The organism is Bradyrhizobium sacchari (assembly GCF_002068095.1).
Taxonomy (GTDB): domain Bacteria; phylum Pseudomonadota; class Alphaproteobacteria; order Rhizobiales; family Xanthobacteraceae; genus Bradyrhizobium; species Bradyrhizobium sacchari.
Window position 1 is genome coordinate 432,472 of sequence record NZ_LWIG01000001.1, and the last position, 17,228, is coordinate 449,699.

Annotated in this window: 18 protein-coding genes and 1 pseudogene; 15 read left to right on the forward strand and 4 right to left on the reverse strand. The window is 64.9% G+C overall.

Features of this window, described 5'->3' with window-relative positions:
- Positions 1–234, reverse strand: a pseudogene (locus tag A5906_RS43660) (acyl-CoA dehydrogenase family protein); the annotation flags it as partial.
- Positions 235–371: 137 nt separating this feature from the next.
- Here A5906_RS43660 and A5906_RS02035 point away from each other — a divergent pair.
- Together A5906_RS02035 and A5906_RS02040 are read left to right on the forward strand one after the other, a co-directional pair.
- A complete protein-coding gene (locus A5906_RS02035; RefSeq protein ID WP_080133598.1) occupies positions 372–917 on the forward strand; it encodes a carboxymuconolactone decarboxylase family protein in 546 nt (181 codons plus the stop codon).
- Positions 918–1,007: 90 nt separating this feature from the next.
- Complete coding sequence (locus tag A5906_RS02040; protein WP_080133599.1) at positions 1,008–1,502, forward strand: VOC family protein; 495 nt, start codon at positions 1,008–1,010, stop codon at positions 1,500–1,502.
- A 128-nt stretch (positions 1,503–1,630) separates the two neighbouring features.
- Here the strand turns inward: A5906_RS02040 and A5906_RS02045 are convergent, their stop codons facing one another.
- A complete protein-coding gene (locus tag A5906_RS02045; RefSeq protein ID WP_080134020.1) occupies positions 1,631–2,869 on the reverse strand; it encodes an MFS transporter in 1,239 nt (412 codons plus the stop codon).
- 142 nt (positions 2,870–3,011) lie between these two features.
- Positions 3,012–4,259, reverse strand: coding sequence for an MFS transporter (locus tag A5906_RS02050; RefSeq protein ID WP_080134021.1), 1,248 nt, complete (start codon positions 4,257–4,259; stop codon positions 3,012–3,014).
- A 197-nt stretch (positions 4,260–4,456) separates the two neighbouring features.
- Here A5906_RS02050 and A5906_RS02055 point away from each other — a divergent pair, with 197 nt between their 5' ends.
- On the forward strand, positions 4,457–6,526 hold the full coding sequence (locus tag A5906_RS02055) for a prolyl oligopeptidase family serine peptidase (RefSeq protein ID WP_080134022.1): 2,070 nt from the start codon (positions 4,457–4,459) through the stop codon (positions 6,524–6,526).
- Between the two features lie 10 nt (positions 6,527–6,536).
- Entirely contained in the window at positions 6,537–7,343 is an 807-nt protein-coding gene (locus A5906_RS02060) for an alpha/beta fold hydrolase (protein ID WP_080133600.1), read from the forward strand.
- A gap of 271 nt (positions 7,344–7,614) precedes the next feature.
- On the opposite strand, the gene A5906_RS02065 is transcribed toward A5906_RS02060, so the two are convergent.
- Positions 7,615–8,286 carry a DUF938 domain-containing protein gene (locus A5906_RS02065; RefSeq protein WP_080133601.1) on the reverse strand — a complete coding sequence of 224 codons (672 nt, stop codon included), beginning with the start codon at positions 8,284–8,286 and terminating at the stop codon, positions 7,615–7,617.
- Positions 8,287–8,564: 278 nt separating this feature from the next.
- On the opposite strand from A5906_RS02065, the gene soxX reads away from it, so the two are divergent.
- From soxX to A5906_RS43665, 11 genes are all read left to right on the forward strand, one after another.
- Complete coding sequence (gene soxX, locus A5906_RS02070) at positions 8,565–8,918, forward strand: sulfur oxidation c-type cytochrome SoxX (protein WP_080134023.1); 354 nt, start codon at positions 8,565–8,567, stop codon at positions 8,916–8,918.
- Between the two features lie 25 nt (positions 8,919–8,943).
- Positions 8,944–9,429 carry a thiosulfate oxidation carrier protein SoxY gene (gene soxY / locus A5906_RS02075; RefSeq protein ID WP_080133602.1) on the forward strand — a complete coding sequence of 162 codons (486 nt, stop codon included), beginning with the start codon at positions 8,944–8,946 and terminating at the stop codon, positions 9,427–9,429.
- A gap of 11 nt (positions 9,430–9,440) precedes the next feature.
- Positions 9,441–9,752 (forward strand): thiosulfate oxidation carrier complex protein SoxZ, encoded by a 312-nt coding sequence (gene soxZ / locus A5906_RS02080; RefSeq protein WP_080133603.1) that lies wholly within the window; start codon positions 9,441–9,443, stop codon positions 9,750–9,752.
- Positions 9,752–10,615 carry a sulfur oxidation c-type cytochrome SoxA gene (soxA, locus tag A5906_RS02085; RefSeq protein WP_080133604.1) on the forward strand — a complete coding sequence of 288 codons (864 nt, stop codon included), beginning with the start codon at positions 9,752–9,754 and terminating at the stop codon, positions 10,613–10,615. Before soxZ ends, soxA begins: the two co-directional genes overlap by 1 nt.
- Positions 10,612–10,917 carry a hypothetical protein gene (locus A5906_RS02090; RefSeq protein WP_080133605.1) on the forward strand — a complete coding sequence of 102 codons (306 nt, stop codon included), beginning with the start codon at positions 10,612–10,614 and terminating at the stop codon, positions 10,915–10,917. Before soxA ends, A5906_RS02090 begins: the two co-directional genes overlap by 4 nt.
- Before the next feature lie 61 nt (positions 10,918–10,978).
- A complete protein-coding gene (gene soxB / locus A5906_RS02095) occupies positions 10,979–12,724 on the forward strand; it encodes a thiosulfohydrolase SoxB (protein WP_080133606.1) in 1,746 nt (581 codons plus the stop codon).
- A 2-nt stretch (positions 12,725–12,726) separates the two neighbouring features.
- Entirely contained in the window at positions 12,727–13,185 is a 459-nt protein-coding gene (locus A5906_RS02100; protein ID WP_080133607.1) for a DsrE family protein, read from the forward strand.
- A gap of 326 nt (positions 13,186–13,511) precedes the next feature.
- Positions 13,512–14,549 (forward strand): MBL fold metallo-hydrolase, encoded by a 1,038-nt coding sequence (locus A5906_RS02105; RefSeq protein ID WP_080133608.1) that lies wholly within the window; start codon positions 13,512–13,514, stop codon positions 14,547–14,549.
- A gap of 83 nt (positions 14,550–14,632) precedes the next feature.
- Positions 14,633–14,803, forward strand: a complete 171-nt coding sequence (locus A5906_RS40945; protein WP_167523467.1) for a hypothetical protein — start codon at positions 14,633–14,635, stop codon at positions 14,801–14,803.
- A gap of 292 nt (positions 14,804–15,095) precedes the next feature.
- Positions 15,096–16,298: an MFS transporter gene (locus A5906_RS02110; RefSeq protein WP_080133609.1), complete on the forward strand. Its 1,203-nt coding sequence runs from the start codon at positions 15,096–15,098 to the stop codon at positions 16,296–16,298.
- A 200-nt stretch (positions 16,299–16,498) separates the two neighbouring features.
- Positions 16,499–17,228 (forward strand): amidohydrolase family protein (locus A5906_RS43665; RefSeq protein ID WP_245326558.1); only part of this gene is annotated, 730 nt, incomplete at its 3' end.

Genomic DNA, 17,228 nt, shown 5'->3' on the forward strand with positions numbered 1-17,228 from the left:
GAGGCCCCCGCCGCCATACTCCTTCGGCCAGTCAGGCACGGTCCAGCCCTTGTCGCGCATGCGCTCGAACCAGATGCGCTGCGGCTCGGACGAGAACTTTGCGTTGCGACCGCCCCAGAACACGTCGGCATCCGACGTCGCAGGCTTGCGCATCTCCGGCGGGCAATTGGCTTCCAGCCAGGCGCGTGTCTCGCTGCGGAATGTTTCGAGATCAGCGGCTTCAGAATCGCTCATGGTCGTTTCCATCAATCAAATCGACTTGTTGGCGGCGACTCTGGGCCAAGCTCCTGCGGAATTCAACCACTTCCGCGAGCTGCATTCGGCTATAGTCGCAGCTCACGGCGGTGCTTGAAAACAAAGAGGAAACGACAATGCGCCTGAAGCTTCTTTCGCCTGGCGAAATGAACGATAGCCAGCGGCAGATCTATGACGAGTCGATTGCCGGCAAGCGCGGCAAGCCGCCGGCCCCGATGATGGCCTGGCTGAGCAGCCCCGAGATGGCGCGCCACGCGACGCGGCTCGGCGAGGTGTTGCGCTTCGACACGATCTTTCCCGCAAAACTCTCGGAGATCGCGATCCTGGTGACGGCGCGGCACTGGACAGCGCATTACGAATGGTATGCGCATAAGCGCCTCGCGCTCGCGGGCGGCATGGACCCTGATATCATCAACGCGATCCGCGACCGCCGCACGCCGGAGTTCGACGATCCCAAGGGGAAGATGATCTACGACGTCGCGAAGTCGCTGCATGAGGGGCACGGCATCGAGAAGGGCCTCTACGACGAGGCTGTGAAGGTGCTTAGCGAACGCGGCGTCGTCGAGGTGATCGGGCTGTGCGGCTATTACACGCTGGTGTCGATGACGCTGAACACGTTCGAGTTCGGCCTGCCCGGAGGCGAGGTGTCGGAGCTATCATAGCTTCGCGTCCGGAAACGCAGGGTTTCGGGATCGGCCAGTAGCGCTGTCCCGGGCCCGGACTTAAGTGGGGTTGTGAAACGGAGCATTCCCATGTCGCAAACCCAAGCCGTTGCCGCCGGCACCCGGATCGGCCATGTCCATCTCAAGGTCGCCGATCTCGATCGTGCGCTCGGCTTTTATTGCGGCGTGCTCGGCTTCGAGCTGATGCAGCGCATGGGCTCGGGTGCGGCCTTCATCTCGGCCGGCGGCTATCATCACCACATCGGGCTCAATACCTGGGAGAGCAAGGGCGGCTCGCCCCCACCGCCTGATGCGACCGGCCTGTTCCACACCGCGATCCTCTATCCGACGCGCCCGGCGCTCGCGGATGCGCTGCACCGGGTGCTCACGGCCGGCATTGCGCTGGACGGCGCGAGCGACCACGGCGTCAGCGAGGCGCTGTATTTGCGCGATCCCGATGAGAATGGCGTGGAGCTGTATTGGGACAAGCCACGGGAGCAATGGCCGTTTGGGCCGGATGGGAAGCTCGCGATGTTCACGAAGCGGCTGGATGTGGAGGCGCTGCTGAGGCAACGGGAGGGGTGAACTCCGCTCTCTCCCCGTCATTGCGAGGAGCTCTTGCGACGAAGCAATCCAGACTATCTCCGCGGAAAGATTCTGGATTGCTTCGCTGCGCTCGCAATGACGGAGTGTGTGGAGGCGCCGTCGCGCTTCTACGAGAGCTTCGCTCGCGGCTTGCCCCGCACCATGATCAGCGCTGCCGCAATCACCTCCAGCGCGATGCAGAGATAGAACGGCAGCACATAGCCACCGGACCAATCGCGCAAAGCTCCAACAACGCCGGGACCGAACGCGTAGGTCACCTGGTTGATCGCGGTGTTGAGGCTGATCAGCACGCCGAATGAAGCTGAATCGAACTCCTGCTGCACGATCAACGACGGCAGCGTGATGAGGTTACCGACCGAGAAGCCGAACACGGCGCAGGCCGCGATCAGCACATGGTCGTTGTGCAGGTTGATGACGACGAGCAGCGCGGCGGCCTGGCTCAGGAATGAGATCGCGGAGGCCAGTCGCTGGTTGAGGCGGTCGATCACCAGCGAGAACAGCACGCGGCCGACCACCGCCATCGCGGTCAGCACCGCGACCGCCACCGCGGCACGCTCGCGGCCGATGATGGGATCGAGGAACGAGATCAGGTGCACGATGAAGCCGACCTGGGCGAACAGCACCAGCGAGAATGCGATCGTCACCGTAAGGAAGCCGACGTCGCGCAGCGCCCATCCGCGGATCTCGGTCGACGATCGCGGCTTTTCCTTCGCTGCCGCCTGCCAGCCATGAAGGTCGGGCGGACTGCCCACGAGAAGCAGGATCACCGGCACGAGCAGAACCAGCATGGCTCCGGCGGCGGCATACATCGCACCGGCAAAGCCGGCTTGGCCGATCAGCATCACCAGCAGCGGTACACCGACGATGCCGCCGAAACTCGCGCCATTGAGCGCAAGGCTGATCGCCATGCCGCGCTTTTGGTCGAACCACAGGCTGATCGTATTGGTGATCATGGCGAGGCTGGTGCCGGCCCAGCCGAAGGCGAGCACGGCATCGGCGAGATAGAGCTGCCACGGCTCGCGCACCGCGCCGATCGCGACCGCGGCCGCCGCCATCGCCAGCGTGCCCGCGATCAGGCTGAGCCGCGGGCCGTATTTCCGCACGGCTTCGCCGACGAACACGACCAGCAACGCACCGAACAGATAGAAGAACGTGGTGCCGGATGAGACCAGCGAGGCCGGCCAGCCCCGCGCGCGCTGCAGCTCGGCGACATAGACGCTCTGGCCATAGAAGCCGAGCCCCCAGCCGAAGGTCGCGAGCAGGAAGCAGACGGCAACGATGCGCCAGCCTTCGTAGCGGAACGAGGTTTCGTCGATGGGAACGGTGTGGCGGGGGTTGTCGAGCATTTGCGCTTCTCCGTGAAGTTCCCCCGCGAGCGCCGGGCTCTCCGCTCGCCTGTCGATGACGAGCATCATGTAACAACTGAAGACTCGAAAATCACTTCGAGTTGGGTCGAAGTATCAACGCTACTGACAGCCTCCCGCCAATCTAGACCGCGTCTGGGAACTCGCCCATGGCCGCCTCCAGGCGCGCCTTGCGGCGCCTAGCCCAGGAAACCAGCGAGAGCACGGCAAGGCCGAGCATAACAGGCGGGAACACCACCATGTTCACCGCGGACCAGCCGTAATTGGCAAGCAATTGCCCGGAGGAGAACGAGCCGATCGCCATCATGCCGAACACCAGGAAATCGTTGAAGGCCTGCACCTTGTTGCGCTCCTGCGGGCGGTGCGTCTCCAGCACCAGTGCGGAGGCGCCGATGAAGGAAAAATTCCACCCCACACCGAGCACGATCAACGTGCCCCAGAAATGCATCGCCGTGATGCCGGAGAGACCGATGGTGGCGGCGCCGGCTTCCAGCAGCAAGCCGGCGGCGACGATCATCGGAGCGCCGAAACGCGCGATCAATGCACCGGTGAAGAAGCTCGGACCGTACATGGCGACGATGTGCCACTGAATGCCGAAATTGGAATCGGACAGGCTGAGGCCGCACATCTTCATGGCGAGCGGCGCCGAGGTCATCACCAGGTTCATCATCGGATAGGCGATGACGCCGCACAGCGCCGCCGCGATGAAACGCGGCTGGCTGACGATCGTCAGCAGCGGCCGCCCGCCATGCAGATCGGCCGGCGCTGGTTTTGGCATGTCGACGCCAGCGACGATGCCCATCGCGATCAGCGCGACCGCCGCCTGCACCAGGAAGCTGAAGGCGAACAGATAGGGCTGCCAGACATCCATGGTCCATTGCACGAGCTGGGGACCGAGCACGCCGGCAAAGACGCCGCCGGCCATCACCCAGGACACGGCCTTCGGGCGATACGCGGCGCTGGCGCCGTCGGCGGCCGCGAAGCGATAGGACTGTGCGACGGCGCCGTAGAGGCCGCCGAGGAAGGTCGCCAGACAAAACAGCGCGAACGAGCCGTGCAGGATCGCGAACGAACCGAGCAGGCCGGTGAGCGCGCCGAGACCGGTGCCAATGATGAAGGCGGCGCGGCGGCCGAAGCGGCGTGAGATCGCGCCGGTCGGCAGCGTACCGGCGGCGAGGCCCACCACATACATCGAGATCGGCACGGTCGCGAACGACATGTCGGGTGCGAGCGTGGCGCCGACGATCGCGCCGGTGGCGAAGATGACCGCCGAGTTGGCGCCGGTCAGCGCCTGCGCGGCGGCAAGGCGCACCACGTTGGTGCGCACGCGCGCGTCGTCGGCGATCTCATGGGCTGTCGTCACGTCCAGCATCGGCACTTCCGCCCCAAGGGACTTTCAAGAGCTTTGTTGATTCGCGGCACTATGGAGGGGCGCCGAAGGGCGGGCAACCGGCGCAAACGGGCGCGGGCCATGCCTCTGACGCAATCGATGCGATGATAGCGGCGCGCGCCCTTGACGGCTTGCGCTCGATCAAATCCTATCCGCCGCCAATTACCGGAGTTTCGTTCATGTCCGTCGACGACAGGCCCACGCTCAGCGCTCCCGACGACGATCCCTGGTTGTGGCTGGAGGAGATCGAAGGAAGGCAGGCGCTCGATTTCGTCGAGCGGCAGAACAGCCTAACGCTGCAGGCGTTCGGCGGCGCGGCGTTCGAACGCGACCGCGACATCCTCGCGGGAATCTACGACCGTCCCGACAACATTCCCTATGTCGGCCGGCGCGGCACCGACCTGCACAATTTCTGGAAGGATGCCACCAACCCGCGCGGCCTGTGGCGGCGGACCACGCTCGCGGAATTTCGCAAGGCCGCACCGGCGTGGGAGACCATTCTGGATATCGACCAGCTCGCGGCACAGGAAGGCGAAGACTGGCTGCCGAGCCAGATCGCCACGATGCCAGGCGGCTCGCGCGCGATCCTGAGCCTGTCGCGCGGCGGCAGCGACGCCGTCACCCTGCGGGAATTCGACCTCCACGCCAAGAGTTTTGTGACGGACGGCTTTACGCTGCCGGAAGCCAAGGGCGGCGTCGACTGGCTCGATGCCGACACGCTGCTGCTGTCGAGCGCCTATGGCGAGGGCATGACGACGAGCTCGGGCTATGCGCGCACGGTGCGGCTGTGGCGGCGCGGACAGCCAGTCGATCAGGCAGAGGTGATCATCGAGACCACCGCCGATCACATGATGATCTACGGCATGACGGACGACACCGGATCTGCGCCGCGGGTCTGGATCGTCGACCAGATCGACTTCTTCAATCACGCGATCTGGCTGCGCGATGCCGCCGGCACAACGACGAAGCTCGATCTGCCGACCGGCGTCTGGATGCAGGCGCATGGCGACTGGTTCGCGATGAAGCTGCGCCGGGACTGGCAGGTCCAGGATCGCACCTACGCCACCGACACCGTGCTCGGCATCTCGCTCTCCGCGTTCCTCGCCGGCAGCCGCGATTTTGTCGTCCTGTTCGAGCCTGCGCCGCGGCGCGCGCTGCAGGGCCTGTTCTGGGCCGCGGGAAAGCTGGTGCTATCGATTCTCGACGAGCTCAAACCGCAATTCGAGATCTGCACGCCATCCGCCACCGGCTGGAGCCGCGAGACGCTTTCCGGCCTGCCGCAGATCGGCGTCGTCGACGTCTGGCCGCTCGATTCCCATCCCTCCGAAAGCAATGGCGATCTGCTCGCCAATGTGCAGGACCCGCTCACCCCGCCCTCACTGCTGCTGATCGAGCGCGGCGTCGCAAGTCCGACCGTGCTGAAGCAGGCGCCGAAGACGTTCACCGCCGACGGCCTCCTAGTGACGCAGCACGAGGCGATCTCTGTCGACGGCGAGCGCATTCCCTACGTGCAGACCGGCCCCGCCAAGGAGACCGGCGATGCGCCGGTCTATATGACCGCCTATGGCGGCTTCGCCGTCTCCGTGAAGCCGTATTACAACTCATCGCTCGGAAGGCTGTGGCTGGAGCGCGGCGGCACGACAGTGCAGGCGAATTTGCGCGGCGGCGGCGAGTTCGGCACGCGCTGGCACGATGCCGGGCGGCTCGCCGGCAAGAGGCTGTCGCACGACGATTTCGCGGCCGTGGCCGCCGATCTCGTCCGCCGCGGCGTGACGAGCGCCAAGCGCATCGCCGCGCAGGGCGGCTCGAACGGCGGCATCCTCATCACCAACATGCTGGTGCGCTATCCCGAGCGCTTCGGCGCGCTGTTCTGCACCATCCCGCTGATCGACATGCGCCGCTACACGAAGCTGCTCGCGGGCGCGAGCTGGATCGCGGAATACGGCGACCCTGATAAGCCCGAGGAGTGGGAGTGGCTGAAGACCTACTCCGCCTATCACAATGTGAAGGCCGGCGAGGCCTATCCGCCGATCCTGATCGCGACGACACGGCGTGACGACCGCGTCCACCCCGGCCATGCCCGCAAGATGGCGGCAAAGCTCCAGGCGATGGGCTATGAGGCCTGGTTCTACGAGCCGGCCGCAGGCGGCCATGGCTACGGCAAGGACAACAAGGAGCGCGCCGGCTTCGAGGTGCTGGGCTATCGGTTCTTGAAGGACAAAATCGGCTGGCAGGACGGCGAGGGCTGAAGGGGCGAACATGCAATTTATAGCGTCCGGTCGCGCCAGGCTCGCGACCGAGATCGTGGGCGACGGCACCGCGATTGTCTTTCTTCATGCCAATGTGTGCGACCGGCGCATGTGGCGTGCCCAATTGGATGCGATCGGCGCCACCCGCAAGGCGATCGCTTACGATCGACGCGGGTTCGGTGAAACGCAGGCCGAGCCGGAGGATTTCTCCGCCCTCGCTGATCTCGTCGCCGTGCTGGACGCGACCGCAGGCGGCAAGCCTGCGATTCTCGTTGGCTGCTCCCTCGGCGGACGCATCGCGCTCGATGCCGCCATCAGACACCCCTCGCGTGTTCGCGCTCTCCTATTGATCGCCCCCAATGTCGCCGGCGCGCCCGATCCGACCTACACGCCCGACATCGAGAAACTGATGACGCAATCGAAAGAGGCCGAGGCGTCCGGAGACCTCGATCGGCTGAACGCAATGAAGGCGCGTCTCTGGCTGGATGGCCCGCTGGCGGGCGAAGGACGCGTCACGGGTCCTGCGCGCGACCTGTTGCTCGACATGAACAGCATCGCACTTCGTTCGCCGCCGTTCGGGTCGGACGTCGACATTCGCCCCTTCTTCGACAGGCTCAGCGATATCGCGGTGCCGACCCTCGTAGCCTGGGGCGACCTCGACTTCCCCTATGTCCAGGACCGCTGCCGCCACGTCGCGGCGGTCGTGCCTGGCGCGGAGGGGCGCGAAATGCCGGGCGCAGCGCATCTGCCGAGCCTGGAGCGCCCGGCCGAAACGACGGCTCTCATTTCCGAATTCGTCGCCCGGCATGCGGGATGAGATGGACGGGCGCGATAGCGCTGCCGCTTCGCGCTCTCACCATCACGACGTGAGGGAGGCACCGCCCTTTCATTCCCTCCCCCCTTGCGGGGGAGGGGCAGGGAGAGGGGTCCCCACGGGGATACCCTCGATGTGCGGGAGCACGGCGTGATCGCAGATGGATAGACCATTTGCTGGGCTACCCCTCTGCCCCGCCCTCCCCCGCAAGGGGGGAGGGAGCGCACCGCCTTCGCAGCGCGCACTAAGATTTAGATCCGCACCGTCTGCGTAGCTAGCGCGAAAACACCAGCGTCAGATTGTTCGCGGGCATCTCGATGGTATCGACGAGGCCGAGGCCAGCCGCCATTGCGAGCTTCTCGACATCGACGACGTCGCGGACGCCCCAGTCGGGATTGCCTTCGCGCAAGGACGTGTCGAACACGGCATTGCTGAGCGCGGTGTGCTTGCCGTCGCGCTTGAACGGGCCATAGAGGAACAGCTTGCCGTCAGCACGCAGATAGCGGCCGGCGCCGGCGAACAGGCCTTCGGCCACGGCCCACGGCGCGATGTGGATGACATTGGCGCAGAACACGGCGGCAAGGCTGGTCGGCCCCTGCCCGCTCTTCATCTCTGGACACCAGTCGGGATCGGTGAGGTCGATCCGCAAGGGCGAGCGGATGTTCGGCAGGCCCGAATGGACGCGCCAGGCCTCGATGCTCTTCACATGCCGCTGATTGAGGTCGCTCGGCCACCAGATCAGGCCGGGCGTATGCCGGGCGAAATGAACCACGTGCTGGCCGGTTCCGCTGCCGACCTCGACGACGTTGCCGGTCGCGCCTGCCAGATGCTTCTCCAGCGCCGTCCAGATCGGCTCGTGATTGCGATGGAAGGCCGGTGCATCGAGCCGGCCGTCAGGCTCGACCCGTCCGCCGTCCCTGCCAAATTCGACGACATATTCAGCCAAGTGAGGTCCCCTTGAAAAAGCGAGAACGCATTGAAAACAGGAGGAGCGCCCAAACGCCCTGGAAACAGCCGGCCCGCGACCATTGCCCCTAACCCATGGGGACTTTGCGACTCTTGGGGCCAAATCGACCGACAGATAATCTCTTCAGTTGCAATGCGGAAGATATTAACTCCAATTTGCCGCATGCATAGTCTTGATTGTCAGGGGCTGCCCTTTGTGCTTTGGAACGCTTCTATTTCGCGATCGAGACCATCGCCATAACGCCTCGGAATGACGCCTTGACCGCCCTTTTCCGGACGCCCCTCCTGTTCCTCCTTCTGGCCATCGCCGCCGGCCTCGCCAGCCCGGCGCGGGCACAATCCACCGTCGCCGACGGCCAGAAGCTCGCCTTCGACCGCGGCAAGGGCAATTGCCTGACCTGCCATGTCATCAAAGGCGGCGACCTGCCGGGAACGATCGGTCCGGAGCTGAAGGACATCAAATCAAAATACCCTGATCGCAACGAGCTGGTCGCGATCATCTTCGACGAGACCAAGCGCAATCCCCAGACCATGATGCCACCGTTCGGCCGGAACCGGATTTTGACCGAACAGGAGATCAGCGCAATCGTTGATTTCCTGCAGACCCTGTAACGGACGGCGGCCCAGGAGATTCGAGATGACGACGACCACCAGGCTTCATCCGACGCGGCGGCTGATCCTTCAGGGCGCGGCCTCCGTCGCGCTGCTCGGCCTCGGCAATCTGCCGTTCGCAGGGGCGCATGCGGCGGCAAACGACAAATATCCGGAAGAGGCGTTCAAGCTGAAGAGCGAAGCCGACGCGATCAAGGCGCTCTACGGCAAGACCGCCGAGCCTTCGGACAAGGTCAAGCTCGACGCACCCGAGATCGCCGAGAACGGCGGCGTGGTGCCGATCTCGGTGACGACAACGCTCGACAAGGTGACCTCGATCTCGTTCCTCGTCGCCGAGAACCCGTTCGCGCTGGCGGCCTCCTACAGGATTCCTGACGGCACGATCCCGAGCGTTGCCAACCGCTTGAAGATGGCGAAGACCACCAACGTGACGGCGATCGTTGAAGCCGACGGCAAGCTCTACAGCGCGACCAAGGAAGTAAAGGTCACCGTCGGCGGTTGCGGCGGCTAAGGAGAACGGAGATGGCATCCAGCATTCGCGTGCGCGCAACATCCAACGGCGACACCATCGAGGTGCAGGCGCTGATCCAGCACCCCATGGACACCGGCCTCGTCAAGGATTCCAAGGGCGAGCTGATCCCCGCGCATTTCATCCAGCAGCTGAAGTTCGAATGTAACGGCAAGGACGTGTTCGTCGCCGACTGGGGCACGGCGGTCTCGAAGGACCCCTACGTCAAGTTCAGCTTCAAGGGCGCCAAGAAGGGCGACGAGCTCAAGATCTCCTGGATCGACAACAAGGGTGGCTCGGATACGACCACCGCGAAGATTTCGTAATGAAGGCCCGCATCCACCTCCTGCTAGGCTCGCTCAGCGCCGCGCTGGTTGCGTTCGCCCTGACCTCTCCGCGCGTGATCGCGGCCGACAAGGTCGATCCGGTTGCCGACGCCAAGGCGTTCCGGAACTTCTTCTTCCAGAAGTTTCCGAACGTGAAGCACGAGGATTTCGTCAACGGTCCTTATTCCATGAACGAGGACATGAAGCGGCAGTGGCAGGAGAAGGAAGAATTCCCGCCTTACGAGTTCGCGCTCGATGCCGGCAAGGAGATGTTTGCGACGCCGTTCAAGAACGGCAAGACCTATGCCGACTGCTTCCCGAACGGCGGCATCGGCATTCGCCAGAACTATCCCTATTTCGACGAGAAGGAAGGCAAGGTCGTCACGCTGGAGCTCGCGCTCAACCGCTGCCGCGAGGCCAACGGAGAAGCCCCCTATTCCTACGTCAAGGACGAGATGGCCTCGCTGACCGCCTACATGGCGTACACCTCGCGCGGCAAGCTGATGGACATCAAGATCCCCGACGATCCGCGCGCGCTGGCGGCGTTCGAGAACGGCAAGCGCTATTTCTACACCCGCCGCGGCCAGATGAATTTCTCCTGCGCGAGCTGCCATGTGCAGAGCCCGGGCGAGCGCATCCGCGCCGAGATCCTGGCGCCGGCCCTCGGCATTCTGAACGCGATGCCGATCTACCGCTCCGAATGGAGCGGCATGGGCACGACCAGCCGGCGCTTCGTCACCTGCAACAGCCAGACCCGCGCGGTTCCGCTGGAGCCGCAGGCGGATGAATATCGCGACGTCGAATATTTCCTCTCCTACGTCGCCAACGGCCTGCCGATCTCGGGACCGGGAGCGCGGCCATGAAGCTGTCACTTCCCCTCGCCATGCTGCTCGCCCTGAGCCTTGCGCCATCCGCGCGCGCGGCAAATGAGGCGGACTACAAGGCGGCCTATGCCGCCGCCGAAGCAGCCTCCAAGGAGGCAGCCGGCATGCGCAACCAGTGGACCGTGACCGTCTCGGCACTGGCGGCCGCGAAGAAAGCGGGCGACGGCGGCGATTTCGATCGTGCGGTTGCGGCAGCCAGGGAGGCCGAAGCGCTGGCGAAGGCGTCGATCTTCCAGGCGACGTCCGAAAAAGAAGCCTGGAAGGCGATGGAAATCCGCTAGACTGGACCTGTTGGAACTGTCGGATCGTCGTTGAAGGGGCGCGGAGAATTCGAGATTGGAGATGGCCATCCGCCGCCGCGATTTCCTGAAAGGTGCAGGCCTTGCCGCCGCATCGCTCAGCCTGCCCCGTCTCGCGCGCGGCACCGAGACCGCGAGCATCTACGAGCTCGAACGGTTCGGCAATGCGCGGATCCTACACATCACCGACGCGCATGCGCAGCTCAATCCGGTCTATTTCCGTGAACCCAGCGTCAATATTGGCATCGGCGAGATGGCGGGACGGCCGCCGCATCTGGTCGGCCGCGCCTTCCTGGAGCGGTTCGGCATCAGGCCCGACAGCGCCGATGCCTATGCTTTCACCTGCTTCGAGTTCGAGAAGTCCGCCGGCCGCTTCGGCAAGCTCGGCGGCTTTGCCCATCTGAAAACCCTGGTCGACCGCCTGCGCGGCGATGTCGGCGAGAAAGACTCCCTGCTCCTCGACGGTGGCGACCTCTGGCAGGGCACCGGCCTTGCCAACACCATGCAGGGCCGCGACATGGTGGAGGTCGCCAATCTGCTCGGCATCGAGGCGATGACCGGTCATTGGGAATTCACCTATGGTGAACAGGCGCTGCGCGACAATCTCGAACGCTTCAAGGGCGAGTTCCTGGCGCAGAACGTCTTCCTGACCGAGGAAGCCGCGTTCAACGACGCCCGCGCCTTCGACCCCGCGACCGGGCGCGTGTTCAAGCCTTCTTTCATCAAGGAGCTCGGCGGTCATCGCGTCGCGATCGTCGGCCAGGCCTTCCCTTACGTGCCGATCGCGCATCCCAGGCGCTTCACGCCGGACTGGACCTTCGGCATCCGCGAGGAAGAGCTGCAGAAACATGTCGACGCCTTGCGCGGCACCGACAAGGTCGATGCCGTCATCCTGCTGTCGCACAACGGCATGGATGTCGACCTCAAGCTCGCCAGCCGCGTCACTGGCATCGACGTCATCCTCGGCGGTCACACCCATGATGCCGTGCCGCAGCCTATGCCAGTGAAGAACGCCGGCGGCACCACGCTCGTCACTAACGCCGGCTCCAACGGGAAATTTTTGGGCGTGCTCGATCTCGCGCTCGACAGGGGCAAGGTCAATGACGTCAGATATCGCCTGTTGCCGGTCTATTCGGAGCTCCTGAAACCCGATCCGGCGATGGCCGAGCTGATCGGACGGGTCCGCGCGCCGCATGTCGCCGACTGGTCGGAGAAGATCGCGACGCCCGACCGCCTGCTCTATCGCCGCGGCAACTTCACCGGCCCGATGGACGAGTTGATCTGCACCGCGCTGCGCACCGAGCTCGATGCCGAGATCGCGCTGTCGCCGGGCTTCCGCTGGGGCGTCACCGCGCTGTCGGGCCAGGCGCTGACCATGGAGGATCTCCTCGCGGAAACCGCGATCACCTATCCCGAGACCTATGTGCAGGAGATGACCGGCGCGGAGATCAAGACCGTGCTGGAAGACGTCTGCGACAATCTGTTCAACGCCGATCCCTACTATCAGCAGGGCGGCGACATGGTGCGCGCCGGCGGCCTCAGCTACACCTGCACGCCGACGGAGGCGATGGGCAGCCGCATCTCCGAGCTGACCCTCAATGGCGGCAAGGCGATCAGCGCCAGCCATCGCTACAAGGTCGCGGGCTGGGCCTCGGTCAATGGCCGGCAGGGCGCACCGGTATGGGACGTCGTCGGCAAATATCTGCGCTCGGGCCGCATGCTTCAGGAGCGGCTCGGCACCGGCGTCGCGTTGAAGGGCGTCGACGGCAACCCGGGCATCGCGGGATAGGGGTGATGCGGCTGCAGGTCTTTTGCGCGATGCTGCTGGCGCTGCTGGCCTCGCCGGCGGTGCCAGAGGCTGTTGCGCAGCAGGTGCCGCTCCAGGACAAGCCGTTCGCCGAGCACAAGATCGTGCTGCAGCTCTCCGACGGCGATGCGAAGAAGCAGGCGCTGGTGCTGAGCGTCGCCAACAATCTGCTGAAGGCCTATGACCCCGACAAGGTCGCGATCGAGGTGGTGGCCTTCGGCCCCGGCATCGACCTGCTGCTGACAGGCAGCGAGCGCCGCAAGCAGGTCGAAAGCCTGATCGCCCAGGGCGTACGCTTCGACATCTGCCTCAACACGGTGGATACGCTCGAGCGCGAGACGGGCAAGCGGCCGGAGTTCATTCCGGGCGCGACGCCGGTGCAGGTGGGGGTCGGGCAGATCCTGTTCCTGGCGGAGAATGGGTACACATTGGTGCGGCCGTAGCGGCGCCGTGGCGTCACACTCCCCTGTCGTCCCGGACAAGCGCGCCTCAAGCGCGCGTTGTCCGGGATCCATAACCACAGGGAGGAGTTTGGCGATGACTCGGAGTTACCAGTTTACGCCCGCAACCACTCCCTGTGGTGATGGGTCCCCGCCTTCGCGGGGACGACACTGAGTTTTCCCGACCGGCTTCAAGCCTCAGCCGCTCCCTCTCCGCCTCACCTGCAATAAAAATCTTCCAAATATTACCATTCACACAGTGAATTGCTTCTCTTTGCGCCCCTCATCGTAGTAGAATCTTGGAAGTCAGTTCCAAGCCGGGTCCTGCCATGATCTTCCGCCAGCTCTTCGACAGTGTTTCGGGCACCTACAGCTACGTCCTCGCCAGCCGCCCCGGCGGCGAGGCGCTGATCCTCGATCCCGTGCTTGAGAAGGTCGACCGCTATTGCCAATTGCTGCGCGAGCTCGACCTCAAGCTGGTGAAAGCGGTCGACACCCATTTGCATGCCGACCACGTCACCGGGCTCGGCGAGCTGCGCGACCGCACCCATTGCATGACCGTGATGGGAGACCAGACCAAGGCCGACGTGGTGGCGATGCGGGTTGCCGACGGCGACAAGGTGACGATCGAGGGCCTGTCGCTCGACGTGATGTACACGCCGGGCCACACCGACGATTCCTATTCCTATCTGATGGGCGACCGCGTCTTCACCGGCGATACGCTGCTGATCCGCGGCACTGGCCGCACCGATTTCCAGAACGGCTCGTCGCGCGCGCAATACGATTCGATCTTCAATCGCCTGCTCAAGCTGCCTGACGAGACGATGGTGTTTCCGGCCCATGACTACAAGGGCGACACCGTCTCCACCATCGGTGAGGAGAGGCGCTACAACCCCCGCCTGCAGGTGCGCTCGGTCGACGAATATATCGAGCTGATGGCCAACTTGAAGCTGCCGAACCCGAAGATGATGGACGTGGCAGTGCCCGCCAACATGCGGGTCGGCCTGCACCAGGAAGAGCTGGAGAAAGAGGGCCGCGCACTCAGTGCGAGCGAGGCGATCCGCTCGCTTCACCGACCCGATATCCTGCTGGTCGATCTGCGCGAGTCCAACGAGCGGATGAAGCACGGCATGCTCGAAGGCGCGCTGCACACGCCCTATCCGTCGGTCGAGGAGAGCCTGAAGCCCGGCGGCATGCTGCGGGAAGTGGCCGCTGCAACGGGTCGTCGCGTGGTGTTCTTCTGCGCCTTCGGCGAGCGCTCGGCGATGGCGGTTGCAGCCGCCAAGGAGGCTGGTCTTCTCAACACCGCCCATATCGCCGGCGGCATCGATGCCTGGAAGAAGGCGGGCGGACCGATCGTGCACTGACGATCGCGTCCCTTGAGAAAAATCAGGGGCCGCACATATTGTGCGGATAGATTCGGATGCAGCATCACCATCCGGGACCAGCTATGGCCAAGCCTGCCAACAACACTGCCAAGCCGGGCGAGCCGCCCAAATCAGCAGACAACAAGGCGAAGAAGCCACCGCCGCCGCGCGACGTCGGCGACGACGATGACGAGGACGGCGACATCGCAACGCCGAAGCGCGATCGGTATGGCCCGGATGACGAGCCGTTGTGAGGGTCTGCACGCCGGGTCGCGCCAGCGCAACAACCTCCGCCGTCGTCCCGGCGCAGGCCGAGACCCATAACCACAGGGCGCAGTTTGGCGGAGAGCCGCCGTTCGGTACTGCGATCGATCACAATCGAGGGACCGCGCGGTATGCGTCCCAGCCTGCGGCGGAACGACGATGTGGAGGCACCATAGCGCCCCTCACTTCCGCCCCCGCTACCTGCCATGCGCCCGCGTTCATGGACAAATAACCGCTCTCCCCGATAGTTTGCTCGTCCATCGGGAGTAACACGGAACTGCAATGGTCGACGTTCTCGCCGCACCGCAGCAAGGCAAGGCGGACAGCGCACTACGCACGCTGACGGGAATCTCGATCGCGCACTGGGTCAGCCATTTCCATCTCCTGGTCCTGCCGATGCTGTTCCCGTTCCTGAAGGACAGGCTCGGCGTCGGCTATGTCGAGCTCGGCTTTTCGCTGACCACGCTCGCGGTCGTCTCGGCCCTGACGCAGGCGCCGACCGGCTATCTCGTCGATCATTTTGGCGCGCGCAAAATCCTGCTGGCCGGACTGACGCTCGGCGGCTTCGCGCTGATCCTGCTCGGCGTGCATCTGAGCTACGCCGCGCTGATTGCCTGCGCCGTGCTGCTCGGGCTCGCCAACAGCGTCTATCACCCCGCCGATTACGCCATCTTGGCCGAGCACATGGACGAGGCGCGGATGGGCCGCGCCTTCTCTGTGCACACCTTTGCCGGCTATCTCGGCGGCGCGGTGACGCCGGCGATCGTCGCCGCGCTCGTCACTGTGTCGGGTGGGACCGGCGCGCTGATCGCCTCCGGCGCGATCGCCATTCTGGTCGCGCTGCTGCTGGTGGCCATGAGCATCCCCGAGGCGGGCGCGCACAAGAAGAAACCGGGCGGCGAGAGCGCGCCGAAGCAGGCGGTCATCACCCCGGCGCTGATCACGCTCACCGCGCTGTTCATGCTGCTCAGCCTGTCGGTCGCCGGCATCAACAATTTCGGCGTGGTGGCGCTGATGAGCGGCTACGGCACCTCCTATTCGATCGCCAATGTCGCACTGACCGCGTTCCTCGGCTGCAGCGCCGCCGGCGTGCTCGCGGGCGGATTCCTCGCCGACCACACCGAGCGCCACGGCTATGTCGCCGCCGCCTGCTTCGCCGCAAATGCGGCCATCGTGTTGCTGATCGCGCTGGTGACGCTGCCCGGCTGGGCGCTCACCGCGATGATGGCAACCGCGGGCTTCCTCTCCGGGGTGATCGCGCCGTCGCGCGACATGCTGGTGCGCAATGCCGCGCCTGCGGGCGCTGCGGGGCGCGCCTTCGGCATCGTCTCCACCGGCTTCAATCTCGGCGGCATCGTCTCACCGCTGCTGTTCGGCTGGATCATGGACCAGAACGCACCGCACTGGGTATTCGGCGCGTCCGTGATCTTCATGCTGGCGACGGTGGTTCTGTCGCCGTTCACGGAACGGCGGATCAAGGCGTAGCCAAGAATTCAACTATCGTCCCGGCGAAGGCCGGGACCAGCAACCCCAGGGAGTTGTGCTAGGGCAAGCTGATAACTCCGAGTCTTCGCCAAACTCCTCCCTGTGGTTATGGGTCCCGGATCTGCGCGCGCATGGGGCGCGCTTGTCCGGGGCGACGGGCAACATAAAACGCGTGAGAACAACAAAACGGGACGAAACACATGAGCAATCCTGATCTCGTCATCCGCGGCGGCACGGTCGCGGATGGCCACGGCGGCGAGCTGTTCGAGGCCGACGTCGCCATCACCGGCGGCAGGATCAGCGAGGTCGGCAAGGTTTCGGCCAAGGGTGCCGAGGAAATCGACGCGCGCGGAAAACTGGTGACGCCGGGTTTTGTCGACGTGCACACGCACTACGACGGCCAGGTGACCTGGAGCCAGGACATCACGCCGTCCTCGCAGAACGGCGTCACCACGGCGATCATGGGCAATTGCGGCGTCGGTTTTGCGCCGTGCAAGCCCGCCGACCACACCCGCCTGATCCAGCTGATGGAAGGCGTCGAGGACATTCCCGAACCAGTGCTGAGCGCCGGCATTCCCTGGGCATGGGAGAGCTTTCCGGACTACATGGACTGGCTCGGCAAGCGCGATTTCGACATCGATGTCGGCGCGCAGCTGCCGCATGCGGCGCTGCGGGTCTATGTCATGGGCGAGCGCGGCGCGCGCCGCGATCCCTCGACGCCTGAGGACAATGCGGCGATGGCGAGGCTCGCGGGCGAGGCGGTACGCGCCGGCGCGCTCGGCTTCTCGACCTCGCGCACGCTCAACCACCGCACCTCGACCGGCGATTTCACGCCAACCCTGAAGGCCGGCGAGGACGAGCTCACCGCGATTGCCGGCGCGATGCATCGGCAGGGGCGCAGCGTGCTGCAATTCGTGCTCGACCTCTCCA